Source organism: Streptomyces sp. NPDC089915, assembly GCF_040684675.1.
Taxonomy (GTDB): Bacteria; Actinomycetota; Actinomycetes; order Streptomycetales; family Streptomycetaceae; genus Streptomyces.
The window spans coordinates 1-24,604 of record NZ_JBFBGN010000067.1 but is presented as its reverse complement, the minus strand read 5'-3'; the positions used below and the strand labels follow the sequence as shown (position 1 = coordinate 24,604).

Here is a 24,604-nt window from a genome sequence, read left to right as displayed (position 1 = left end):
AAGGCCGCCTGGCTTCGACATGGCGGAGTCGTACGAGCAGACCTCCGACTACGCCGTCCCCTGGTGGCACCTCAACGCCTTCCGGTCCCTGCTCCTGGCCCGCCTCGGCGAAGAACACGCCGCCACCGACGCCCAGGACCACGCGCCGGCCGAACTCTCCCCGAGCCTGCCCCGCTTCGCCACCCGCCTCCAACTACATCAGGGGCTCATGCTCGCCCGCTCCGGCGACCGGGCCCCACGCAGACACAGATGCACGATCTCGGCCTTGAAATCCGCTGTGAACTGCCGCCTCGGTCGCGGCTTCCTCTTCGGCACGTTCTCCATCATGGACATCCCTCCCCGGGCATGAGCCCGGATCTCGGATGTCCGCCAAACCGAAGCAACCCCAGCCGGAACGCGTGCTCGCGTAGCTGCCGGGCCCGGATCTGCGGGCGGGAACGCCGCGTTCATCCGCGTACGACAGGCCCTTCGACGATCGCTCGGGACAGCCGATCGCGTGTGCCGTGCTGGATCGCCCCCCCAGCTGTTGTACGTATCCACCTGGTCGGCCAGCGGCCGAAGCGACGGGGGCCGGGCCAGTGCGCCCCAGCCCTCGTACGTGCTCACGTCACCGCCGGCCCCGGGTTCCAGACTCCCGTTGGCGATCAGCCGGAGCCACCAGTGCACGAGCTCCCAGCGTGCCGCCTCCCAGGGGATGCCGGTGTCATCGGCGGGAAGGCTTGTGGTCAGTCCGGCTCGGCCAGTACCTCGTCGAAGAGCGGCTCGGCCTTGTCGTGTTCGGCGCGCGACAGCCCAGCGAGCAGCGGAAGCGACGTCGCCTCGACGTCAAGGACCAGTACCGTGAGCCGTGGAATCGAAACCTGCGCGATTCCGACCGGGCCCTCGCGCTCACGCTGGCCGGCATCGCGTCCGCGGCGCTGGCCTCGGTCGAAACCTCCAATCCCGTTAGTTGACAGGCCAATTGTTCATCCGTCCATGAAATTCGCGGGCTGCGTTCCGCGGCGAACGAGGTATGCTGAGAACAGGCCATTGTGCCAGCACGCGTCACTCGCCGCCGGGCATCATGACGCGGCATCGAAATGGCAATGCGCACACGGAGGGGTGACTCCCGTGGCAAAGTTCTGCACAACACCTCGCGTGGCCGGCGCTCCCCGTTGGGCGGCCGGCAAAGTCGGGCACGTCGTCGAATGGGTCGTCAGGCTGGAATACTGCTTCAGCAAAGGCGGGTGTAACCCGTACCAACGTGGCGGCAGTGGGACGGACTTCTTCGATGACCAGTCCGACACGACACGCTGCCGATTCCTAGCGAGTTTTCTTGCCACCCGCCAGCCGGGGGTGGTGGACGAGGGGTTCGTCTCGAGCTCGTGCGAGGCCCGGAAGAAGCCTGTCGACGATGACGATGACGAGGACGAGCGGTTCGCGGTGCCGGACATCATCACCCATGAGCCGGGTACTCGTATGGAGTTCTACGAGATAAAACCCAACTCGGACTCCGGCAGGCGGGCGGGAAGAGCCAAGATCGAGACGTTTCTTTCACTGATGGACTTCCTGGCCGAGAATAACTCCGGGTTCGCCAAGTATGAAAAGGGAGAACTTTTCGATCCCGACCGGTCCATCACGTTCTATCAACGCAACTATCTCGGCATCATCCCCTGCAAGGTCTCCCTGCACTACAGGCGCGCGACGGATCAGCCGATAGCGAAGGGCCTCATCGTCTACGAGATATGCGTGGAGGTGGACGGCGAACTGCTGGAGGCGCTGGCCAAAGCGATCATCGTCTCGGCGATCATCGCCGCCCTCGCCGCCCTCGCCGCTGCGGCCGTCGTCATCTTCGGCGGCGGAGTGCTCGCCCCGGCGCTCCTCGCCTTCAATTCCCCCATGGGCGGGTCGGTGGGACCCGACGGGGGAAACGATCCGCAGGACGTCAAGTACATCCAAGCGCTGGTCAATGACTGGCGGGCCAGCACGGACGGAACGCTCATTGCCGTCGACGGCTCCTTCACCGACGAAACGGCCGGCGCGCTCTCGGACTTCCAGACAAGCACCGGGCTGGAGGACAGCGCGGGGAGTCTGACCCCCGGCGATGCCACGGAGACCGGTCTGGAGACGACCCACCTGAACAACCTCATGGCCGCCGCGGACCTGAGCGAAATGAGTCCCGACGGCCTCGGCGACGCCGTATTCGGTCCGGATCCCGACGGAGTCGATCCCGACCTGGATGAGGAACAGGACCTCCAGACGGCGTTCAACGCGTTCGTCCAGCAGTACTTCCGGGATTTCCGCGACGCCGTGTAGCGGAGATCAACGTACGCACAGTCCCACTGCTGAGGAGTCGCCATGCCCATGCTGCTCATCAAGGGGTTCTACGAAATCAAGGGGACGCAGCCGGACGGGGACACGGTTCACTTCACGGCCGACGACCCGGCCGAGTGGAGTCTCGTCGGTGGAGGGGGCGGGCGGGCCGTCGAGCACAATACGATGGGGCGCGCGACGCTGCGCCTGGACGCGATCGACGCGCTGGAGACCCACTACGGCCCGGCCCGCGACCACCAGCCGCTCCAGTTCACCGACGCCGCACGCGACGAGTTGCTGAAGGCGCTCGGCTTCACCGATGTCCAGAGGCAACAGGACGAGACCGTGACCGCCGCCACTCCGGAAACCGTTCCCGGCTTCATCCTCACGCGGGGTGCCGATGTCCACGGCCGCTGCGTGGCCCTGGCCGGAAGCGGCGTTCCGCCCGGCACCAGCGGCATGGACATCGACGTGGACGTCGCCGTGCTGCGGACGACGGTCAACCACCACATGCTCACGCAGGGGCTGACGTACCCGACGTTCTACCGCAGCCTGTTCACCACGCTCCGTACGGAACTGGCTGCCGCGGCCAAGGAGGCACGGGAGGCTCGGCGAGGCCTGTGGGGGAGCGACGTGACCACGACCGGCGCGAAGATCACCGGCCTGCCCTCGCTCACGGATGACGTCGTGATCCTCCCCAAGCTGTTCCGCCGCACGGTGGACTACCTGCGCCTGGCCATGCCCCTGTCGTGCTACCCGGCCTTCCTGGCCGGCGTTCAGGACCGGTTCTCCGTCCTGTCCACCGGCGAGCGGCACACCGGCCTACAGCATGTCGTGGAGGTCACGAACGGCGACATGGTGAGGATGACGCAACAACCCGAAGACCTGGTCTTCGAAGAGGCCTGACATTCCACAGCCTCGGCAGGAGGATCCGATCATGACCAATTTCGTATCGGGAGTCGGTCCGTTGTTCGGTCCCAACTTCGTCGTCGTGACCGTCAATGACGAGACCGGAAAGCAATTCCAGGTCCAAGTGTACCCGGATGCACACAATCCGGAACTGCGCAACGCAGGCCTTCCCACTCAATACTACTTCCAGCCCGCGGAGGTGTTCCTCGCGAAGAAGCACGACTCACCGGACGATTTCAATTTTGAGATGACCCTGTTCAAGGGCCTCATGTCGGAGGAGGCGAACGTCACGCCCGCCGAAATGGCCGGAACCGAACTGGGAGGCGGGTTCTGCTCCTTCACCACCACGTTCCGCATTCCGCCCAACGTGATCACGGGTGCGCTGGAGAAATTGAAGCAACGGGAACACGAAACCCCGCAGAGGCTACAGTCCTTCTTCAACTTCCAGCAGAACGACCCCGAACCTTCGCTCGGCATCGTGCCGATTACGGACAGCACCGTGGTGTGCTCGGTTCAAGACCCGGCCGTCACGGCCAACAAGATCCTCATGACGGCCCAGCACAGCGGCAAGGGCAGCATCGAGGCGCAGGGCCTCTGCTCCTTCCTGATCAGCTGCAACCTCCCGGCCGCGGGCATGATCGCGAGCGCGCTGAAGCTGGGCGCCTCACCGCCGTTCCTCGTCCAGAACGTGCTGCAGGAGAGCTTCTACATCAACGGCGTCACGATCGAGGTGAACGTCGACGTCGACAAGGTGTACGACTCGTACTCGGCCGCCGTCTCGGCCGGCGGCTTCTTCGGGATCGACTCGCTCAAGGCGGAGTTCGCCTACCAGAACTGCCTGACCACTGGCGGCATCACCACCCACATGACGATGAACAACGGGGTGCCGCTCGACCCCAACACCAAGAAGTGGGTGGAAGACAGTCTGGACACGATGAGGAAGACCGCGATCGACCTGGTCAAGCACGAGATCTTCGACTTCGACCCGGCCAAGACCGACTCCAAGGCGACGGCGGACTGCGGTTGGTTCAGCGAGCTGTTCGGCGGCTCGTCCGTGTCGGTCAAGTCCACGCACGCCCGCCAAGGTGTCCACCTCAGCCAGACGCTGATCCTCGACCAGACGGTGTCCGTGGGCCAGACCGTCACCGGCAACCTGAACGACCTGTTGCCCGCCGTACGGGCCAATCTGAACAAGTACCTGTTCATCGTCGACATCGGCGAGTTCTTCAAGAAGGTGCAGGTCGCAGGGTTCGCCAGGATCAACTTCAGCGAAAAGCTCCCCGATGGATCGGAGCTGAAGGACCCCCTCATGGCGGTCCAGCTGGAGGCCGGCTACCCCGACTTCTCGAGGCCGACGGAGGACGGTCACGTCAACCTGGCCATGCGGGCCAGTGGACAGCACTACGTCCCGGGCGAGACGCAGCCCACCGGTCCGGTCCGGCCCGCCATCTGGGATCCAGACTCGGTCAAGGACTTCGTCAACATCTCCTTCCTGCGCCTGGACACCCCCGTCGACGGCTGGCCGTCGGACCAGGTGAAACTGCGCCGGAAACTGATCTTCGACGGGCAGGACCCCCGGGTGAACCTCTCGCCGGCGATCGCTCCGCACGATCCGGCGGTGGCCGAACTGGAGGAGCTGACCACCGATCACGCCCCGGTCATGACCGCCAGCGCCGTCGGCTACGTCTTCGTGCGCTTCCTGGTCGCGAATCTCGCACTCCCATCCAATGTCGTCATCCAGATCACGCCGTCCATCGGCGAGGACACCTTCGCTCCGATCGTGATCACCAAGGACAACGTGCGGAACGCGCTGTTCGAGGTGTACTCCGACAAGTACGTCCACGAGACCGAGCTTCGCTACACCTTGGACGTCGAGGTGAACGGGCCCAACTTCACCGACGAGACCGTCTTCTACTCGACCCCCCAGCAGGTCCGGGTACCCCTGGCAGAGGGGCGGATCAAGTACATACGACAGCTCTTCGTCCCGATGCCGGCAGCGCCCCCGGACAAGCTCGACACCATCAACCGATACGTCCTCGCCGCCTCACACGTGCCCGCGTGACCACGGCCGCACACGCCGCCCGGGGCCGCGCCCCGGACGGAGCCCCTCCTGGGGAGCCACCAATGGTTGAAATGGAACAAGCATTCGATGAATTCCTCGTGGCGGAACCGAAGGACTGGCTGGTGGGGCGCACCGGCGACCACGTCAACTCGGTGTCCAGTTCCGAAGCCGACCTGCCCGCGGACGTCACGGTGATGCCGCGCCTGGAAAGCGACTTCATCGCCGACTCGGTCGGGCCCACGATCGAAAGGCTCTGGTACCTACCGGAATTCACCTTGTTCGCCGACGTGTTCGACGAGGACCCGGACTTCGCTTTCGACGCCGACCAGAACGGTGACCCCGCCCCGGACGGAGGTCCGTTCAACCACGCCGTCCTGACCCTGGGACTGGACACGAAGGTGCCGGAGCATCTCGCCTCCGACGAGGGCGCGTCCCGCCTGAATGAGGTGCCGGATCTGGACCCGGGTGTCACCCTGATCGTACCCGTCACACAGGACGACGGAACGGTCAAGGAGAATCAAGTGAAGGGGGCCACGAAGATCGCCGGTGAGGTCGGTTTTATCGCCACCTTCGAGCTGACCGGTTCGCTGGTCGAGGCCACCTACACGCACCTCACCCGGCGCGGCAAGCTGAGGCTGGACTTTGAACCGACCTATTCCGGCTACGTGACGACCCTCGTCAATGAACCCGACACCGGATTCCCCGTTCATGGCTCGATCTTCCACGGATTCCAGTTCCAGGTCTTCGGCGACGCCGGCAACACACCCGGCGGCGAATTTGAACCGGTCCTGTCCCACACCACCAGAAGATACGTCTTCTTCCCCTCGACGGCACGCTTCCACCGCACCCTTCCGATCGGGGTCGACTTCAACACCGACACCTACCGGAGCCGGTTCACGATCACGGCCGAGGGGATGACCAGGCCCATCATAGACGTCAACGACCTCAACACCTTCGCGGGACAGCGCTCGGAGTACCGCGAACTGACGACGCTAGGCGACATCGCGACGAAGTACCCCTCACTCCGGCGCATCTTCTTCGGGCAGGTAAGCGGCACGGTGATCGCCGTACCGGCCGACTACGGGGTCCTCATCACCGCACAGGGCGCCCTCGCCTCCTGCGACTCCATCGTCGACGAGTCGCCCACCTCCTTCAGCGGCTGCCGGTTCCACTTCACCTTCACCGTCGCCCCCATGGCCGACCCGATCGACCTCGCCCGCCTGCGAGCGGACGTCCCCGGCATCCCGGAAGCCATCGGCCGCACCTTGCGCGTCGCCCTCCCCGGCGGCCTGGACTCCCGTACTCCGTCCACGCTGGACGGCTTCCCCGCCGGTCGGGCGGCCTTCGCCGACGGTGACGCCACCGCCGTCCAAGTGGGCATCGACATCGCCGACGACCGGCCCACACCGGCCACCACCACCGTCAACCTGTTCCTGCAACAGCTCGCCGCGACCGGACCGCCGCCCCTCTTCGGCAGCATCGCGGTCCGCCTAGACGACGTCTTCCCCCAGCCCGTCCGCACCTCGCTGCTGCTGAATATGCGCCACACCGCGCACGGCGACGACCTGGCGACCACCCCGCAGCCCGGACCGCCCCCGAGCGCCACGGCCGTCAACCAGGGGCCGCTCGACCTCAAGCTCCTCAGCTGCGCCGATGTCCGTGAAGGCCAGGAGCCGGCGCCGGTCGTCTCCCTCGGCGGCCTGGTCCTCGCCGCCCGGCAGACGACCACCCTCCCGGGCGTCGGAGCGGCCACCGAGGTCGCGGTATCGCGCGCGCTGGAGGTGGCCGTCCCGCTACCGAAGGCCCAGATGCTGAAGTTCCTCGCCTTCCACACCCACACCGTGCAGGAGGTGCAGCACCCGCTCACCGTAAACGCCGCCGGGCTGGACTTCGCGGCGGAGGGCATCGGCACCATCCGGGTCGACATCATCCTCACGTCCAACCCCGGTGTCTCCGCGCCCTCGTTCACACTGAGTCAGTCCCACACCGTCGACTTCGTCCACGTCTCGGTCCCGGTGGACTCCGCCGTCACCGGTCTGGACAGCACGGTCTCGCTGACCTTGACCACCACGTCCAACCCGCGCACCGTCTCCGTCAAACACGACTTCGTCGACGAGCCCATCCTCGTCGTCACCTCGTCGACCATCCACTGACAAGGAGGCTCGCGCCATGTCGGACAGCCCTCTCCCCGCAGGGCCGATCTTCGGCCCGGATTCGCTCGTGATCGACGTCAACGACCTCAGCGTTCCCATCTGGCCCGACGCCCTCAACACCGACCTGGCCGCCGCTGGCGCCCCGACCCGTTACTACTTCCGGCTCCCTCGGCTGACTGTCGCATCCCAACCCGGCACCGCCGACCTCGAGTTCTCGGCCACCGTCATGGTCCAGGGCCCCGTGGGGCCCCAGCCCGTCTACCTCGGCGGTTCCTGCACCTTCTCGTGCACAGCGGCCCTGCCGGCAGGCACCGAAGCCCAGATCGTCGACAGGCTCATGAGTCAGGACCATCCCGATCCGCCCGCCCGCATCGCCCCCCTGTTCGCCCACCAACCAGGGGACCCCCCACCCGAACTGAGCATGGTGCCGATCACCGGCAGCGCCGTCTCCTGCGTGATCGAGCATCCCCCCACCGGCACCAGCCCGCTGTTCATGACCGTCCAGGGCGGCCCCGGAGGCGGCATCGACCCGCATACCCGCAGCTCCTTCCTGGTGTCCTTCAGTCCCGCCGCGGCCGAAGCGGTCGTGACCAGCCTCCGAGACGCGTCCGCGCCCCCCTTCCTCGTCCGCAACGTACTCACCGAACAGTTCGCCACCGGGCCGACCGGTCTCACCATGCATGTGGACGTCGACCTCAAAAGAACGCTCGAGTCGTTCGTCGCCGCCGTGCCGCCCGGAGCAGCGTGGCCCGCTGGTGACGCCGCGGAAGCCGCCTACGAATCCGCCGTAATAACCGGAGCCATCGGCGTCAGATGCACCGAGACCGGCACCAAGGCCCTTTTGGACCCGTCCCTCGCCGCCTGGATCAGTGGCCTCGACGACCCCCGCGAATTGGTCTTCCGCCTGCTCAAGGACCCGTTCTTCGACATCGCCGCTGTCCCCGCCACCGAGACCGGCCAGGAAGCAGGCCCTCCCGCCCCCGCATGGTGGACCGCGGTCTTCGGCGATGCGCGGGTGACCCTCAAGGAGGACCCGGATACGGGCCAGTTCGTCGTGTCCCAGACGGAAACCGTGCAGGGCACCGTCAACGTCGAACATACCCTCGAAGCCCGCCTGACGGAGGTCGCCGAAGCGGCCCGCACCGAGCTCGACAAGTACCTGAAGGTGATGGCCGTCTGAATCGGCCCTCAGCCCTCAGCCCCGACCACCGCCCGCCTTCACCAACGCGGTGAGAACGCGGCGCGTCTTGCTCTCCGGGTGCTCGGAGAGCACCATCCCGCGCTCCCGCACCGCGTCCTCGAGCCTCCGCTCCTTGCGTTCGGCCCGTGCCATGAACTCCTCCACTTCGTCCACGTCCTTGGGCTTCACGCGATCGAGGCCTCCAGGAATTCCAGTCCGGCGGCCGACCACGACTCCAGGTCGACCTCCAGGTCGTCCAACTGAACGTCGTCGACCTTGCTAGTGCTGTGACCGCATAGGTTCACCGGGTTGCTCGTTGTGTTGGTTGGAAGTGACGACTTCCACGGCTGCTACTCGGTCGGCGACGACAAGCTGTGGGGCGTCAACCGGCGCCGCAAGGGCATCGACCACACCTGGTCTGCCCTGCGGTCGATCCGAGCCGCCCGGCCGGACGGCGCCCCGATCTACGTGATCCTCGACAACCTCTCCGCCCACCTGAACTGGAAGATCCGCAGGTGGGCGGCGCGCAACAAGGTCGAGCTGTGCTTCACACCCACCTACGCGTCCTGGGCCAACCCCATCGAGGCCCACTTCGGGCCGCTACGGCAGTTCACCCTGGCCAACTCGAACCATCACAACCACACCGTCCAGACCCGGGCCCTGCACGCCTACCTGCGCTGGCGCAACCAGAACGCCCGCCACCCCGAAGTCCTGGCCGCCCAACGACGCGAACGAGCACGCATCCGCAGCGAACGAGGCATCCGCTGGGGCGGCAGACCACTACCGATCGCGGCCTGACGTCATCACCCTGACCATAGGAACTGCTCGTCCGGTTCGTCCCGCCGCTCCAGTACTCCCGCGGCGACCAGCTGAAGAAGCACCTCGTGGAGAGCGCTCCCCAACGGGTTGTCCGTCCAGAACACCGACTTGACCTGGGTGAACGTCACAGACTCCTCAAAGATCCCCAGCGAACGGCCCACCACGAAGGCGGCACCGTCCCAATCAGTCCATCCAGCCAGGCCCTCGGAAAGATCCACGAGTCGATCCTGCCATCACACGATCGGACCCGGTGGACCTTTCCGGTCACAGCACTAGTCTTGCTCGACATCACCGGCGGGGACGAGGACACCGTCCGGGCCGTCATGAGCGCGCTGGAAGAACGCTGGGCAACCTCCGGCATCGTCCCGATGCGACGGGACCCTGGCGAGCCCGGTGTCCGGGCCCGGATCTACGCCGACGTCCTGCGCCCGGGACGGGAAGCCCCTTAGCCACAGACCCTGAGCTGACGCCCATCCAGTGCCATTCGCTCGCTCATTCACAAGTCGGGTCCGCATCCTCTCCGCCCCGCCTGGCATGAGTTTCAGCGCGTGCGCGAGCGGGGCGCAAGGCCCCAGGCGAGCGCACCGGCAAACAGGACTGCAACGATGACAAGGGCGACGGTGCTCCGGGCCGGGTAGAGGGGAAGCGCCCACCAAGAACCGAGGCGATGTCCGAGTGAGTCGGGCGGTTGTCCGAGCATGACATTGCCGATGATGTACAGCAGTCCAGCAGCCACGGCCGTGGCCTCGTTCGCGATCCGCCGTACCACCAAGGCCAGAGCCAGGATGAGAAGGGTGTTGCGGGCTACGTCCAGTCCAATAGCGGGTGTGGTGGCGAGTAGGAGCACCGCGCCTGCTGACACGGCCGCTCGGTCCAGACTGCGGACTGGCACGACTGCTGTCAGCTCCGCTTCCGTCATCCGCCGATCCAAGCAGTACATGGCAGCGACGCTGACGATCATCGGCACGAAATGCTTGATCTGGGCCAATCCTCCGCCCCCCAGCATGCTGGGAACGGGCACTGGGCTGGCCCCGATCAGCCAGGTGACCACCGTGAGCGCAAGCACTGCGGGGACGAGGGCCCACCAGCGCCTCACCGACATCACGTACAGCTTCACGAGCGCGCTCCGCAGTGTTTCTGTGCCCGCGCTGCCTCGGTGAACCACGCGACCTGCTTCTCCTTGGGGATGGTGCGGATCTTCGTAATCTCCTGCCAGGCCGCGGGCGGCATCGCGCTGCGGACGTTCTCCTCGTTCACGCCGACGACGAGGGTGGCCCAGGCCGCAGGCATGGAACCGGGGCGGCGGCAGGGAACGACCCCGGCGTTCACAGCGGTGCCGGTGACGGCAGATTCCGCAAGGTCGGCACGGAAGGAGTCAGGGTCCTTCTGTCCATTGGCGAGCGGCAGTGACCAGATCAGCGGCCAGACTCCGGGCTTCAGCGGCTCCTTCGATGAGGCCAGGAGCAGTTCACCGGGCAGTGGAACGCCGACGGCGCGCAACTTGGCCAGCGGCTCCGTGAGGTCCCTGCGGATCCCCTCCGCGTAGGAGGCGTACTCGGGCGGGAGGCACACTCGGGGTGCCTCGCCGGCACAGGCTGGGGTGACGACCCGCGCGTCGGAGGGGCGGAAGTAGCCCCAGTCCGAGACCGCGCTCCGCCCAAGCAAGATCGTGGCGATCACGAGAGCCATCCCGAAGGAGATCGCGGAAATCCGTCGTCGTACCAGCACGGGAAGCCAGAACGCGAGTGCTAGACCGCAGAGCACCGCCCAGGGAATCAGGTACGCGAGCGGCGATCGCGTGTCGGTCGGGGAGGAGAATCCGTCGATGAATCCGCCCAGGTGCCGCAGCCATGGGTTCGACATCCCCTGCGGGAATGAAAGGAACATCCAGCCGCCGATGCCCGCGATGGGGGCGGCCAGGCTGCGGGGAAGGATATGGCCAAGCCGCCATCCGATGGCTGTCCATCCGAGCGGAAGCACAACAGCATGGGCGACTCCCAGCCAGCCGCCGGTGCCGCTCGGCAGAGTCCCGACCGTATTTGTGGCCAGCAGGAAGGAAGCGACAAGGAGCACTGCCTGCAGTACGAGGACGGGTGTGACGGCCCAGACGAACTGGCGCAGCGCACCGCGTGCGGCTGTGGTCGGGAACGCGCCGAGTCTCCAGTGCCGTCCGGCCTCCCACGCTGCGGCCGCGGCAACGGCACCGACTACGACCGGCAAGGACTGCGCGACGGTCTCACCGGCCTCGACGCCGTAGGCCGTCGGCACGGTGATGCGATTGCCGGTGATGTACAGGCCCGAATAGACGAGGGCGGGCAGCACTACCCAGGGGGCGGCCGAGGCACGAAGGTTGGCCCAGGTGATCATTCCGTGGCCTCCAGCAGAGACGCGTACGCGCTCTCCAGCCGACGACCCGGCGCACAGTCGTGCGCGGCGTAACTGTCGAACAGCGAAACCGGACCCTGGAACCTCACCCTGCCCGACTCGAGGACGACCACCTCGTCGAAGGCCTGATCGAGGTCGCCGATGTCGTGGGTGGAGACGACGACGTGCATAGTGCCGCGGAGGGACACCAGCAGGTCGAGGAAGCGGCGGCGCTGGTGCGGGTCGAGGCCCACGGTGGGCTCGTCCAAGAGCAGTACCTCGGCTTCGTGGACGAGGGCGCCAGCGATGGCTACACGCTGCTGCTGACCGCCGGAGAGCGTCTTGATTCGCTCGTTCAGCTTGTCGGCCAGCCCGACGCGATCTATCGCTGCGGGGGCAGCGGTCCAGGCGTCACGCTCCCTCATTCCCTTGAGCCAGCCGATGTATGCCACGTGCTCGCGAGCGGTCAGCCCTGACAGGAAGCCGGGCCGTTGCGGTAGCCATGAGACCTTGCGCCGGTAGGCGCGCGCGTCCCGGGAACGACTGGCGGAGAAGCGGCCGAGGCTCACTCTCCCCGAGCCCGGCTTGAGCGCGCCGGCACCGAGCGATAGGAGTGTGCTCTTCCCAGCGCCGTTGGGACCGAGGAGGACGGTATGACCTGGAGCGAGCGTCAGATCGAGCCCGTTCAGTACGGGGCGTGAGCGGGGACTGTAGCGAAACGTACAGTATTGGTAGAGAAGGGGCATGCAGACCTCAAGTGCGCTGGGTAAAACCCTGTGCGGGCGGGAGAGTCTCCCGCCCGCACAGGGAGTGGATCAGTAGTTGACGGTCAGCGTCCTGACCGAAAGCGTCGCCGAAGAAACGGAGTTCACGGCAAAGTAGTAGCTACCTTCGCCGTGGTCGCCCCAGTTGCCCGAAGAGGTCGCGTAGGTGCCGTTGAAGCAGTTGGTGAAGGAAGCCGTGGTGTAAGTGGGGTCCACTTCCCAGTCGACATCCTTGCGCAGGGTGACGTTGGCCACCTGGACGTCGCTGTTGCAGTCGGTGAACGTGATGTTCGTTGAGCCACCGAGGTCGTACCAGCGGTGAGACTCGAACCCGGCGCGCGCGCCAACTAGGGTGCTCGACCAGCTCGACGCCTGAGCCGGGCTCGCGGCCAGACCGACGACAGTAGCAATGCCCAGGCCTACCACGGCCGTCCGACGGCCGGATTCACGCAGGACGGAAAGACGCATCGATTTCATGATGCTTGCGCTCCTAGCGGAGAAGACGGCCACGACGCGATCGACTGCTGCTCGTAGCGGACTCTGCCGCTGTGCCGAATTTTTCGGAGTTTTCTCAGTAAGTGACGGTGAGGGCCCGAACGTCCAGATCGCTGTACGTTGCGCCCAGGTTCACAGCGAAGTAGTAGCTACCGCTGCCGTGGTCGCCCCAGTTGCCCGAAGAGGTTTTAGCTGTAGCCGCCGAAGCAGCTGGTAAAGGAAGCCGTGGTGTAAGTGGGGTCCACTTGCCAGTCGACATCCTTGCGCAGGGTGACGCCGGCGCTCGTAGCTCCGGTGCCATCGGTGCAGTTGGTGAACTGTATGTTCGTGCTGCCGCCCGCATCAGACCAACGATGGGACTCGAAGCCGGGGTAAGCGCCAGAGATGCTGCTCGACCAACTGGCGGCATCGGCCGACCCGGCCGTCAAAGACAGCAGGGTCATGGCTCCGAGCGAAACGGCACCTACACGCTGACCGATTTTACGCAGGCCAGACTGAATGGTGAGTTCCATATCCCCCCGGGAATGGTTTGACCGATGATTCGATACCCGATCCCACCTGGAAGCGCAATCGAATTGATCCACGGAGCCGTTATCCAGGCACTCCGCTGATGCAATCACGCGTCCAACCCCGGCGTCAAGATCAGGTAAATCACCCCCGCCGCCCACAGCGCCGACCTAGGCTGGAAGTGTAGGCGGCATCTCGATGGCCGGAATTGCTTGTTCCGGCGCGAAATCGCAACGGCGGCAAGGCCAGGCGACACAGATCGGATCCCCCGTAGCGCCCTCCAGAAGTCAAAGCGGTTGACGGGAATTCGCCCCACGTAATCGAGCCAAGTAGCCTGCAACAGGCCAGGTCACCTTCCGTCCTCAGCTCGTTCATGGAACCGACGCTCGTCAGATGCCTACCGGGACGACCGGTAGCCCGCTCAACCCGGCGCCCAGGGTGCCGCCGCGGGGCCACCGTTCCCGGGCCGGCCCCCATGGGGGCCGGCCCGGGACTGGCGCGGCTAGGCCGTTTCTCTCGGATTCATCTGATCGTTGGTTGATATGTGTCGTTGACTGACGCGCAGTGGGCGCGGATCGAGCCGTTGCTGCCAGACCGGGAGCCAAGGCGGGGCGGGCGGTGGCGTGACCGCCGGCAGGTGATCGACGCGATTGCGTTCAAGTTCCGCACCGGCACACCCTGGATGGACCTGCCCGAGCGCTTCGGCTCGTGGAAGGGCGCCTACAGCCGCCTGCGGATGTGGGCGATCGACGGCACATGGGACCGCGTCTTCGCCGCCCTGCTCGCCCAGGCCGACGCCGAAGGCGAGATGGCTGCCAGAGCCGGTTGGTGTCCGCTGCGTCGGTTCCGGACCGCCACAGCCAGACCGGCTTCGGGGTGGCTCCGCTGGGCAGATGCCCGATGTCCAGACGGATCACGGTCCCTTCGATGATGGGGAGGGTGCCGTCGGCCGCGGCCAGGACGAGCGGTGGGTGAGCTTGGGGTGGAGCCGGTCCCAGGAGCAGGTGGTGGCGGTGCCGTAGAGGCCTGTGTCGGTGACGGTTTCGGTGCCCGGGGTGCCCCACGTGTCGGGCTGGCCGAAGACGAACTCGTCGCAGTGCCGGGGCGGCCGGCCCCTGGTGTGGGGCTCCCGCGGCGGCTCCGGCCGGCGCAGGACACAGTCCGAGCCCATCCGGGCCAGCACCTGCAGATCCTTCAGCAGGAAAGCGAGGTGGGGTGCGTCGTATCCGGCGTCCGCGATGATGAGGATGTCCGGGTCATCCACCTGCCACTGGCCTGCGGTCATCAGCCGCTCGACCAGGTCGCGCAGTTGTAGGGCGGTGACCGTGGCGGTGTCGTCCCCCGGCGCCAGGCGCCGGGCATCCAGGGCTGCGGTCCATGAGCTACGGCCTGTCTCAAGTGCGCAGACGATCGAGTAGGGCCAGCCTGGGACGGGGATGTGCTGGTCCCTGCCCCGGCCGTAGGTGTGGCACAGGATTCGCTGGGGTGAAGTGCGGCATGAGCTGCCGGACGGTCTTGGGGGTGAGGGCGCCGGCCAGGGCCAGGGACAGCAGCGCGTCCAGCGCGTCGGGACCTGCGGCGGCGAGTTCGGCGGCGTGGCCGGCGAGCCACGCCCGGGCCGCCTGCGGGTCGGCGGTGGTCAGGTGCTCGAGGAACGGAGCAGCCGGCCACCCACCGGTCGCTCCGTCGGCCAGCAGGAGGTGTCCGGCGTGCTCGTCCAGGACTTCAAGCCAGGCCGGGCCCGGACCGGAGCGGAAGAAGTAGCCGGTCGCGCGCGGGTCCGCCCAACTGGCCAGCTCCACCGCGTTCTTCTCGCCCGGATCCTGGAGAGCGGCCAGCTCAAGGACGCGGGCAGCACGGCCGGGCAGCGGTACCAGCAGCTCCCGCGCCACCGCCAGGACCTGCCGGTAGAAGGCAGCGGTAGACACCCAAGCGGGGCACCGCCACCGAGGCGGTGCCCCGCATCTAACTCAGGCCGCAGGATTCAAGCTATTCAATCGGAGGATTGAGAAGTGTCCCATTGAAGTTACCTTCCACCCAATTGACGCATTCCGGTCGATCGCCGGTCCCGGCCTTGCAGAACTCTTCCAAAGCTGCACGTAGCATCGGGATCGGGAGAGCGCTGGTTCGATGAATGTATGTTGGCACCCAGGGGTCGCTAAGAATCTCCGGATCGAACTCTGGAGGAGCGGGGTTCATGGAGACCCAGATCGAATCAGCGAACTCTTCACCCCGGGTGTTCATCAAGCGCTTGGCCGTGTTTCCGTCAGCAAACCACGCAAGGCCGCCATATCCGTTTTCATGGTTCACCGATACGGTAAGTGAAGCTTCCGTGCGTGACAGATTGGCCTCCTCCCTGTAGAGGAATGAGGCAGTATCGCAGCCGAGACTGCTGATCTGCTCAGTCAGCACGCGATTCACCGCCCCGGTTGCGGCGGGGTCATCAGCGAGAACGTCGGATTCTTCGATATGGACGTACAGGATCATCGTATCGGGCTCTTTATTTTATCGGTCAAAACTTGGGTAGCGCACGCGCCTTGTGCCCCTCGGGCGCAATCGTGCCAATCGCCACGTAATTCGAGGAATTAAGGGGGAGTTGGCGAAGGCTGCCTTGCGAAAACGCAAGGCAGCCTTCCAGGTCTATATCAATTTAGGGTCAGCCTTGGCCCAACTGGTCGAATCAGGCCATGATCCAGTTCGATCTAGCATGAATTTCTCCAGCACTTTGCGCACCTAATACAGGAGGAGGGCAACGCTCGTTGGATAGCGTTCCAGGCCACCAGGGTCCGATACCAGTCGATGATTCCTGATCGGGGTTGTCGACCACTCGGGCACTATAGACGCTGCCCGCTGGGGTCGGCTGGAACCCATCTGACCGCTGTGGGCCGCATTCCCTTGCTGGTGCAGAACTCCCAAAGCGCCTGCTCGACGTCCGTCACTGCAATTGCACTCCGCCGGTCATACCAGAGGGGGAAGCATTGATCTGACGTAACTCGTGGGTCGAAATCTGGAGGGCTGTCGTTGTCGGTTACCCAGTAATGTTCGTTGGGCTGGCCATCCACCTCTGGCCCCCACCAGACTATGCCGCCGTATCCCGTTGCCTTGTTGACTCCCACGCGGATTGAGTTTTCGGCGTACGGAGGCATTTGAGCTTCGTTGGAAACATCGAAAACGTGCATAGATGCCGTGGTACCGGGGTCGATGCCAACTGCGGCAGGAAGTTCAGACTTCAGATCAGACATAATGCGCGCAATGAGCTTTACGATTTCACCTTCCGAGTCCACCCTCAGCGTTTCACCGTCGATTGACGCTTCGACGATCATCCGATTTTCCGCCTTCCAGTCAACTTGGTCATGATTTCGGACCCCGGGTGACATACATTCATGGTATAGCCTTCGGGAAGCATAGCTTCCACGAGTTGTGTGCAACTGTCGCGCCCGGTGCATACCCCCTTGTTGTTGTTGATCACCACTGTAACATCCTTGATGCCGTTCTTGATCATGTCTAGGGCAATCTTGGGTTCCGCGTGAGTCTGCCCCCATACAGCCGTCTGCTTGGAGTGCATCGGGTACTTTATCTCCTTCAGGAAGGAGAATACTGCATCCGAATCTGCGTCCTTCGCGCTTACGACCTTGCCTTTGAGTCCTGGTATTACCTTTCCGGCGGCGTCACGTACAACTCCTGTGGTTTCCCATTCGTTCTTGATTTCATCTATTACGCCCGCCGCCCAATCAGGGCACGGAACTCCATCCGTGTTGTGGACGAGGACGTCGGTGGTGCCGGTGCTGACGTAGTAGGTGTGGGTGGAGTCGACAGTGAGGTCGTAGGCGGGCTGGATGCCCTTCCAGTGGCTGGTCTGGCCGATCTGGATCGCGGTGCCGACTGGGGTGCGCAGCGCGTCGCCGATGCGGAGGTCGACGGCGTCGACCCAGCGCTTGCGGTTTTCTACCCAGTACGGGTGGTGGTCGGTGGAGGTCAGGCCGGAGCCGTCGGTCAGGGTGACGTCGGTGAAGTCCCGGTCGTCGGGGGTGGCGATGGTCTGGGTGACCGGCTGTGGGGCGGTGGCCCCAGTGGCGGGGTTGGTGGCGGTGACAAGCTCGCCGACTTGGATTTGCTCGATGGCACGGCGGGTGCCGTCGGCCATCAATACCTGCGTGCCGGCGGGGAAGCTGTGCGGGGCCTTTATCTTGAGGCAGTCGGGGGTCCGCCGGAACGCGCGCATGCTCCGAATGCCGTCGATCGCGTCGTCGACCTTGGACAGCAGCTTCAGCTTGCCGACCGGAAGGACACCAGCAGCCGCCATGGTGCAGCCGAAGAGTGTTGGGTTCTTTATGCAGTCCTTAATGTCGTTGAGGCCTGTGAGCTCCCATACGATTTCGCGGAGTGTGGGGTCGATCTCGGGCATGCGGATCTCGGAGTTCTCCGGGTCCCGCACGCAGGCCATGATCGGGGCCATGGTCTCGCGGGTGGGGTGCGGAGTGCAGATCCGCTTCGGCTTGATCTGCTGTTGCCGCTTGCGCTCTTCTTCGGCCTGGCGGCGCGCTTCGGCTTCTTCCCTTTCCCGGAGGATCAATACAGCGGTCCAGGCCTGCTGGGCCTCGGCCTCAGCTGCGTCCTTGCTCCTGCCGGCGGCAGTCGCGGAGGCACGTGCCTCGTCTGCTGACTTGTTCGCCTCGTGGGCGGACTGGCGAGCATAGCTGGCGGAGAACTCGGCCTGGGCCGCAGAGCCTTCCGCTGCGGAGGCGTCGGCTTCGGCACGGCTGGCGGCCCCGCGTGCTGTGGCGGCTGAGTTCGCGGCCGCGGTGGCGCTTGCGGCGGCCTTGTCGGCCGAGGCCTTCGCGGAGGCGGCGTATCCGGCTGCCTGGTTGGCGGACTGCTGGGCCTGGACGGCTGCGTCGTTGGCCTCCGAGGCGGCCTGCTTGGCCCTGAAGGCTGCTTCGGCGGCCTTCCAGCGGTTCTCCTGTGCCTTGGCGGCGACCTCGTCGCCTTCGGCGAGGAGCGTTTCGATCTGGTTCTTGTGGTGGTCTGCGAGGTCGTCCTTGCGCTGGGCCATGTACTGGCCGGTGGCGACGAACTCGTGTATCTGGTTGGCCGGTCCGGCCAGGGCGATCTTGGCGGCGGCCCTGACCTCGGCCCCGCCCGCGGTGGCGAGCTGGGCGGCGATGACCCTCTCGTCATCAAGGCGCTGCGTGTACTGGTTGATCTGGAGGAAGGTCGCGAGGGCCTTGCCGGTGCCGTCGGCGAGGGCAGCCTTGGCACCCTCCTTGACACCGGGACCACCAGTGTTCGTCAGCCGGGCGACGTCGACCTTCATGTCGTCGGCGCCTGCGGCGTACTGGCCGGTGTTGTAGAACCCTTGGATCTGCTCGGGCGCGCCCTTGAGGGCCTCGACGGCCGCGGCACGTACCCCGGCGTAGGGGCTCTGCGTGCTGAGGTTGAGGACGCGCTGGCGCACGTCCTGCTGCTCGGCTTCCTTCCAGCGGGTGCGCAGGTAGTCCAGGACGTCTTGGTCAGTGCCTGCGAGTGCGCGGGCGGCGGCTTCCTGGTGCCAGGGGCCGAGGAACTTCATCGCCTGTATGGCCAGCTCGCGGCCCTTCTTCGCCATAGAGGCGGCGTCGCCGTCGGGCCGGTCCGCTTCCTGAGCGAGGAGGGTAGCGGTGTCCTGCAGCCCCAGGGCGTTGACCTGGGAGGCGGCTGAGGCGGAGACGGCCTGGTCGCTGGCGGACTTCGCCGAGCGGGCGCGCTCGATGGCGGCGTCGGTGCGGGTGGCCAGGTCGGCGGCTTCGGTCTCGTTAGCGAGGTCGAAGACCTCCCGGGCCTTCTTCACCGCGGCCGTTGCTGTCTCGGCCGCCGTCTTGGCAGCGTCGGCGTTTTTCTTGGCCTGGTCAGCGTAGGTGGCGGCGTTGCCGGCCTGGCGGGCCGCTTCCTCGGCGAAGTCTGCGGCGTTCTCTGCGTGCGTGGCTGCGGAGTTCGCGGAGTCTTTCGCGCTGTAGGCCGCGCTCGCCGAGCGGCTTGCCAGGGCGCTCGAGCGGTCGGCGGCGGCACGCGCGGCGTTGGCGTGACGTCGTGCCTCACCTGCGGCCTGGCGGGCCTCGTCCGAGTGGACGCCCGCCTGGTCGGCGTATCCGTTCGCCTCCTCGGCAGCAGCTGCGGCGGCGTCGGCGTTCGCCGCCGCGCCCTTGGCCGCGGTGGACGCCACGCCAGCAGCTGCGGAGGCCCTGCCAGCGGAGTCCGCCGCAGCGGCGGACTGCCGTGCGAACTGTGCTGCGGCACGAGCGGTGGCGGCAGCAGCCCGGGCGCCTTCGGCCTGGCCGGCGTTTCCAGCCGCGGCGATCGCGGCGTTGTAGGCCCTGTTGGCCGCGTCAGCGGCAGCGGCGGCGGCCGAGGCGGTCTGGGCCGCAGCCAACGCGGCGCGGCGTGCGGCGCGGTTGGCGGCATTGGCCGAGCCGATCGCCTCCTGCGAGGCGGAGGCTGCGGCCCGGGCGGCGTCGGCAGCCTGCCTGGCCTTGACGGCGGCGCGCTGCGTGTCAGTTTTGGCGGCTTGAGTCTCACGGGCGGCGTTCTGGGCCGCGTTCTTGGCTAGCTCTGCCGCAGTGACGGCCTTGGCGGAGGCCTCCTCAGCCAGCTTGGTCGCGGCCTCTGCCTGCCTTCCGGCCTGCTTGGCCTGCTCGGTCAGCTCTTCGATCGAGGCGTGCACTTGGTCACGGCTGCGGGCGGTGAACTGTCCGACCTCGAGGAACTCGACGATGTCCTCGGGTGTGCCCTTCAGCGCGGCCTTCGCCGCCGCCCTGACGTTCGGGCCGCCGGTGTTCGTCATCCGGGCCACGTCCACCCGGTTGTCGTCCTGCTGGGCCGCGTACTGGCCGGAGTTCAAGAACTCCTCGCGGTCGGCGAAGGTGCCCTGCAATGCTGCCTTGCCGGCTTCACGGACGCCGGGTCCGCCGTAGGTGACGATCCGTGCGATGTCGACTCTGCGGTCGTCATCCAGCGGAGTCTCGTAGCCGTACAGCAGGAACGTCTGCAGGCTGGCGGGCGAGCCGAGCATGGCGTCCTTGGCGGCTTGGCGGACAGCGGGGCCTCCGGCCATGGCCATCCGGGCTGCATCGACCCGGTTGTCGTCGTGCTCGATGGAGCCGGCTTCGTCCAGGAACTTCTTGATCGCCTCCGGCCCGCCCAGCAGCGCCTGCTCGGCGGCCTCCTTGATGCCCGGGCCGCCGGTCTCCCAGAAGGTGACGATCTGCCTCCGCACCTCCTGCGGCGACAGGGGTGGGGCTTCCGCGGCCGCTGCCGCAGGCGTACCCAGCAGTCCGGACAGCAGGCCGACCGCAAGAAGCCCCCGAAGGGCGAAGTTGCGCCCAGAAAATCTTTTCAATTCTCCCGAATCAAATGGCCGGGAGGATATTCGCCGCCTCACGCGACGCCCCCTTTGAAAATATCGAACTTAAGCCCTTCGAGATGGCATGGAGTTAACCCAAGGAAATTAATTGGTCGGAACTCTGGGTTGCGATGCAAGTGCCTGAAGGCCACCTGTCATGCCGTTCGAGAGGGGCTCGGTCCGGAAGATCGTACAGCTGCGACAGACCTCCGTCACCCCCCTCCCCACCGTCCGACCAAGCCCGTGACCTGGACTTTCAGCCACACGATCTCAGCCATGAGCGGGGCCTTCGGGGGGCAGATCCGGGCGCGGCAAGGGCCGCCCACCTGACTACCACTCAGCAGTGCCGATGGTTGTACTTCAAAACAAAGTTTTTTTGAGATGTAGATCATCGACCATTCGACGTAGGTTTGATCTTGGCTGTGGTTAGCTTGCTTGGGAAAATTTACGGGTGCTTGCGCTCCCGTATCCCGATCTCTTTGAAAGGTCTGTAATGGCTGCATCCCGCGCGCGCAGATATCTGATAGTGAATATTCCGTCAGCGCTCGCACTGACTGCCTTGTCCCTCGCGGCCGCGCCTGCGGCGAGCGCTGACCCTGCCCTGCCGGGCGTGGACACGATGTCGTACGCGGTGGAGGACTTCTCCTACCCCGGCGCGGCGGCCATCCAGGCGGAGAAGGGCGTCACGCTCAAGCGCGGTGACGGCAACCTGATGCTGCAGGCGTGTGACGGCACTCAGGACATGACGGTCAACACCCGTGGCCTGAAGGACTACTGCTTCGACGTCAAGTCGAAGCCCGCCTACCTCTCCCTTGAACTGCCGTCCGCGTTCGGGATCTGGACCGGGGCCTACCCGGTCAAGACGACCATCGAGGCCAACGGCACCAAGACCGTCATCGACGCCCCCGCCAACGACTTCACCGGCTACGGCGAGGCGACCTCGGACCGGGTGAAGTCCACCCTGATCGAGCTCCGCGTCACCGGCGACAACACCAATCCTCCCGCGCCCACCGGCGACAGCACTCTCGCGTTCACCGGAAAGATCGCCATCGGTGAGGGCAAGCGGTCCTGCACCGCCACCCTCGTCGACCCCCGCTGGGTCCTCACCGCGAAGCACTGCTTCGCGGACAACCCCGCCGACACCAGCACCGTGATGGCGGGGATGCCCAAGGAGAAGACGACCGTCACCGTCGGCCGCACTGACCTGACCACCTCCGGCGGCCACACCACTGACGTTGTCGAACTCGTCCCACACGCTGACCGCGACCTTGTCCTGGCCCGCCTGGACAAGCCCGCCTCCACTGTCACCGCGGTCGCGCTGTCCACTGCTCCTCCGTCTGTCGGCCAGGACGTCACCGTCGCAGGATTCGGCCGTACGAAGACGGACTGGATACCCTCCAAGCTCCACTCGGCGACTTTCACCACGGGCGCCTCCGACGCCACCGGCGTTCTCCTCGCACCCAAGGACCCGTCTGACGCCACCGTCTGCCAGGGCGACGCAGGCGGCCCGACCGTCCGGATGGACGCAGGCAAGCCGGTTCTCGTCGGCATCACCGCCCGCTCCGGCCAGACCGGCTGCCTTGACGCAGCCAACACCACCGCCGGCGTCTACGACGTCCGCGTCGACGACCTTGGTCAGTGGATCAAAAGCAACGTCGTAGTGCCAGGACCCGACACGAGCAACCTCACGGACAACCGCGCCCTGGCGGACTTCAACGGGGACGGGAAGGCCGATCTGGCCGCCGTCGACAAGAACGGCACCCTCCAGGTCTACCGCGGCCGCGCCGACGGCACCTTCGAGCCGACCCCGACCGCCGTCGGCACCCCCGGTGTGTGGAAGACGGTCCAGCGCATCTTCGCCGGTGACTTCAACGGCGACGGCAAGCGCGACATCGCCGCCGTCTGGGAGAGCGACCGCATCCTCCTGCACGCCGGCAAGGGCGACGGCACCTTCGCCACCACGGTCACCCTGAGCCCCCAGAACGCCACCTGGGCGCAGCTCAAGCACCTCACCCGCTACAAGGTCGACCCCTCCAGCCCCAAGGACGGCGTCCTCGCGACCCGCCCCAACGGCGATCTGTACGCCTACAAGGTCGGTACGAACGGTCAGCTCGACTTCAACGGTGGCAAGAAGATCTGGCCCGACACCTCCTTCAACAGCGTCATCATCCTCGGCACCGGTGACTTCAACGGCGACGGCCGTGACGACGTCGTGGGCGTCTGGGAGAACGGCGCCCTGGTCCGCTGGACCGGCAACGCCTCCGGGACCCTGGACTCCGGCGGTCTGGCCGCGGCCGGCACCTGGACCGACCTGAAGATCGTCACCGGGGACGTCGACGGCGACGGCAAGATCGACATCGTCAGCTGGAAGGGCACCAAGATGACCTTCCACCGCGGCCGGGGCAACGGCACCTTCGAGGGCGTCCAGCCCTGACCCACACGCCCACCGACCCTCCGTCGCACGTGGCCGGGACGCTCCCGGCGGCGCGGCGGCGGACCGGGCGACGGGACCTCCGTCCTGTTCGCACACCCCCCACCCACCCGATTCCGGCGGCTCCGGCTGACGCCGACGACGGAATCCGGTCATGCACTCTCCCGGACGGGAGACGCCTCCACGGCGCCTCCCGTCCGGGGTCTTACACACGATCAAGGACTGAAGTGATCTCCAACCTGATGCGGCGCGCCCGGGGCACGCTCGCGGTGACCATCGCCGCCGGCGCCCTGCTCGCGGCCACGTCCCCCGCCCAGGCCGCACCCGTCCCGGCGCTCACCGCGGCCGGCGCCATCGTGATCGACGGCACCAACGGGGCCACGCTCACCGCCAAGGACGCCGATACCAAGCGCCCCATGGCGAGCACCACGAAGATCATGACCGCCCTGGTGGTCACCTCCCTGCCGAACCTCAACCTCGACCAGAAGGTCACGGTCAAGCAGGAGTACCTGGACTACGTCTACGTCCAGGGAGCGAGCTCGGCCCAGCTCAAGGCCGGGGCGACCCCGACGGTCCGTCAGCTGCTGTACGGGATGATGCTGCCGTCGGGCTGCGACGCCGCGTACGCCCTCGCGGACACCTTCGGCACGGGTACGACCATGGCGGCCCGCACGGCGGACTTCATCGCGAAGATGAACGCCAAGGCCAAGGAACTCGGCATGGCGAACACCGTCTTCGACTCGTTCGACGGCATCTCGTCGACCGGCAAGAACCTGGCCAGCCCGCGCGACCTGGCCACGCTCACCCGGCAGGCGATGGCCGACCCGCTGTTCCAGACGCTGGTGAAGACCACCACCTACAGCACCGGCGGCACCTCCGCCGTCGCCGCCTGGAGCAACACCAACCTGCTGGTCCAGCCTCGGCCGACCGGCTACGGCGTTCCGGGCGCGATCGGCGTGAAGACCGGCACGACCACCGCCGCCGGCAAGTGCCTCGTCTTCTCCGTCACCCGCAACGGCAAGACGATCATCGGTGTCCTGCTGAACGACGAGGAGCGCTACATGGACTCCATGGCCCTCACCGACTGGGCCCTCGGCCCGGCCGCCGGCTCCAAGACCGCACTCCAGCGCAGCAACACCGAGCCGATCCCCGACGTGCTCGACTGACAGTGATGATGTTCGTGGTGATGTTGCCGGTGGGTCTGACTCATCGACTGACTGACGCTTCGGCTGTCCTGTTTGGGATTTGTCGGC

General features: G+C 66.3%; 20 protein-coding genes and 3 pseudogenes. 12 read left to right on the top strand and 11 right to left on the bottom strand.

The annotated features are described in order from the left end of the window. The first annotated feature begins 19 nt into the window (after positions 1 to 19). The 7 genes from AB0O29_RS20710 to AB0O29_RS20680 all read left to right on the top strand — a co-directional run bounded on the left by AB0O29_RS20710 (position 20) and on the right by AB0O29_RS20680 (position 8,596). A complete protein-coding gene (locus tag AB0O29_RS20710) occupies positions 20 to 349 on the top strand; it encodes a hypothetical protein (RefSeq protein ID WP_365153381.1) in 330 nt (109 codons plus the stop codon). Positions 350 to 719: 370 nt separating this feature from the next. After that, complete coding sequence (locus tag AB0O29_RS20705) at positions 720 to 953, top strand: hypothetical protein (RefSeq protein WP_365153380.1); 234 nt, start codon at positions 720 to 722, stop codon at positions 951 to 953. A 157-nt stretch (positions 954 to 1,110) separates the two neighbouring features. Then, positions 1,111 to 2,295: a hypothetical protein gene (locus tag AB0O29_RS20700; protein ID WP_365153379.1), complete on the top strand. Its 1,185-nt coding sequence runs from the start codon at positions 1,111 to 1,113 to the stop codon at positions 2,293 to 2,295. Positions 2,296 to 2,337: 42 nt separating this feature from the next. Then, positions 2,338 to 3,198 (top strand): thermonuclease family protein, encoded by an 861-nt coding sequence (locus AB0O29_RS20695; protein ID WP_365153378.1) that lies wholly within the window; start codon positions 2,338 to 2,340, stop codon positions 3,196 to 3,198. Between the two features lie 31 nt (positions 3,199 to 3,229). Then, positions 3,230 to 5,263 carry a hypothetical protein gene (locus tag AB0O29_RS20690; RefSeq protein WP_365153377.1) on the top strand — a complete coding sequence of 678 codons (2,034 nt, stop codon included), beginning with the start codon at positions 3,230 to 3,232 and terminating at the stop codon, positions 5,261 to 5,263. Positions 5,264 to 5,361: 98 nt separating this feature from the next. Next, the gene (locus AB0O29_RS20685; RefSeq protein ID WP_365153376.1) at positions 5,362 to 7,416 is read left to right on the top strand and encodes a hypothetical protein; all 2,055 of its coding nucleotides are present in this window, start codon (positions 5,362 to 5,364) and stop codon (positions 7,414 to 7,416) included. A 16-nt stretch (positions 7,417 to 7,432) separates the two neighbouring features. Then, a complete protein-coding gene (locus AB0O29_RS20680) occupies positions 7,433 to 8,596 on the top strand; it encodes a hypothetical protein (protein WP_365153375.1) in 1,164 nt (387 codons plus the stop codon). A gap of 15 nt (positions 8,597 to 8,611) precedes the next feature. Here the strand turns inward: AB0O29_RS20680 and AB0O29_RS20675 are convergent, their stop codons facing one another. Next, a complete protein-coding gene (locus tag AB0O29_RS20675) occupies positions 8,612 to 8,785 on the bottom strand; it encodes a hypothetical protein (RefSeq protein ID WP_365153374.1) in 174 nt (57 codons plus the stop codon). Positions 8,786 to 8,935: 150 nt separating this feature from the next. Between AB0O29_RS20675 and AB0O29_RS20670 the strand changes: the two are divergent. Further along, a pseudogene (locus AB0O29_RS20670) lies at positions 8,936 to 9,394 on the top strand (transposase); the annotation flags it as partial. Between the two features lie 5 nt (positions 9,395 to 9,399). On the opposite strand, the gene AB0O29_RS20665 reads toward AB0O29_RS20670, so the two are convergent. Then, entirely contained in the window at positions 9,400 to 9,633 is a 234-nt protein-coding gene (locus tag AB0O29_RS20665; RefSeq protein WP_365153373.1) for a hypothetical protein, read from the bottom strand. Between the two features lie 60 nt (positions 9,634 to 9,693). On the opposite strand from AB0O29_RS20665, the gene AB0O29_RS20660 reads away from it, so the two are divergent. After that, a complete protein-coding gene (locus AB0O29_RS20660; protein WP_365153372.1) occupies positions 9,694 to 9,864 on the top strand; it encodes a DUF6207 family protein in 171 nt (56 codons plus the stop codon). Between the two features lie 92 nt (positions 9,865 to 9,956). On the opposite strand, the gene AB0O29_RS20655 is transcribed toward AB0O29_RS20660, so the two are convergent. The 5 genes from AB0O29_RS20655 to AB0O29_RS20635 form a co-directional block, all read right to left on the bottom strand. Beyond that, positions 9,957 to 10,532, bottom strand: a complete 576-nt coding sequence (locus AB0O29_RS20655) for a hypothetical protein (RefSeq protein ID WP_365153371.1) — start codon at positions 10,530 to 10,532, stop codon at positions 9,957 to 9,959. Beyond that, a complete protein-coding gene (locus AB0O29_RS20650) occupies positions 10,529 to 11,782 on the bottom strand; it encodes a hypothetical protein (protein WP_365153370.1) in 1,254 nt (417 codons plus the stop codon). The genes AB0O29_RS20655 and AB0O29_RS20650 overlap by 4 nt, the downstream gene beginning before the upstream one ends. After that, positions 11,779 to 12,525, bottom strand: coding sequence for an ATP-binding cassette domain-containing protein (locus AB0O29_RS20645; RefSeq protein ID WP_365153369.1), 747 nt, complete (start codon positions 12,523 to 12,525; stop codon positions 11,779 to 11,781). The genes AB0O29_RS20650 and AB0O29_RS20645 overlap by 4 nt, the downstream gene beginning before the upstream one ends. Before the next feature lie 69 nt (positions 12,526 to 12,594). Beyond that, a complete protein-coding gene (locus tag AB0O29_RS20640) occupies positions 12,595 to 13,020 on the bottom strand; it encodes a hypothetical protein (RefSeq protein WP_365153368.1) in 426 nt (141 codons plus the stop codon). Between the two features lie 206 nt (positions 13,021 to 13,226). After that, positions 13,227 to 13,550, bottom strand: coding sequence for a hypothetical protein (locus tag AB0O29_RS20635; RefSeq protein ID WP_365153367.1), 324 nt, complete (start codon positions 13,548 to 13,550; stop codon positions 13,227 to 13,229). Between the two features lie 539 nt (positions 13,551 to 14,089). Between AB0O29_RS20635 and AB0O29_RS20630 the strand changes: the two are divergent. Continuing rightward, positions 14,090 to 14,305: pseudogene (locus tag AB0O29_RS20630) on the top strand (transposase); the annotation flags it as partial. A gap of 34 nt (positions 14,306 to 14,339) precedes the next feature. On the opposite strand, the pseudogene AB0O29_RS20625 reads toward AB0O29_RS20630, so the two are convergent. From AB0O29_RS20625 to AB0O29_RS20610, 4 genes and pseudogenes are all read right to left on the bottom strand, one after another. Then, positions 14,340 to 15,057 (bottom strand): annotated as a pseudogene (locus AB0O29_RS20625) (transposase); the annotation flags it as partial. 477 nt (positions 15,058 to 15,534) lie between these two features. Then, the gene (locus AB0O29_RS20620) at positions 15,535 to 16,032 is read right to left on the bottom strand and encodes an Imm1 family immunity protein (protein ID WP_365153366.1); all 498 of its coding nucleotides are present in this window, start codon (positions 16,030 to 16,032) and stop codon (positions 15,535 to 15,537) included. Between the two features lie 347 nt (positions 16,033 to 16,379). After that, entirely contained in the window at positions 16,380 to 16,868 is a 489-nt protein-coding gene (locus AB0O29_RS20615) for an Imm1 family immunity protein (protein ID WP_365153365.1), read from the bottom strand. Then, complete coding sequence (locus AB0O29_RS20610; protein ID WP_365153364.1) at positions 16,865 to 20,959, bottom strand: DddA-like double-stranded DNA deaminase toxin; 4,095 nt, start codon at positions 20,957 to 20,959, stop codon at positions 16,865 to 16,867. Before AB0O29_RS20610 ends, AB0O29_RS20615 begins: the two co-directional genes overlap by 4 nt. A gap of 580 nt (positions 20,960 to 21,539) precedes the next feature. Here AB0O29_RS20610 and AB0O29_RS20605 point away from each other — a divergent pair. Both AB0O29_RS20605 and AB0O29_RS20600 read left to right on the top strand, forming a co-directional pair. Continuing rightward, positions 21,540 to 23,354 (top strand): FG-GAP-like repeat-containing protein, encoded by a 1,815-nt coding sequence (locus tag AB0O29_RS20605; protein WP_365153396.1) that lies wholly within the window; start codon positions 21,540 to 21,542, stop codon positions 23,352 to 23,354. Between the two features lie 224 nt (positions 23,355 to 23,578). Continuing rightward, positions 23,579 to 24,517, top strand: coding sequence for a serine hydrolase (locus AB0O29_RS20600; protein ID WP_365153363.1), 939 nt, complete (start codon positions 23,579 to 23,581; stop codon positions 24,515 to 24,517). The last annotated feature ends 87 nt before the right edge of the window (positions 24,518 to 24,604 follow it).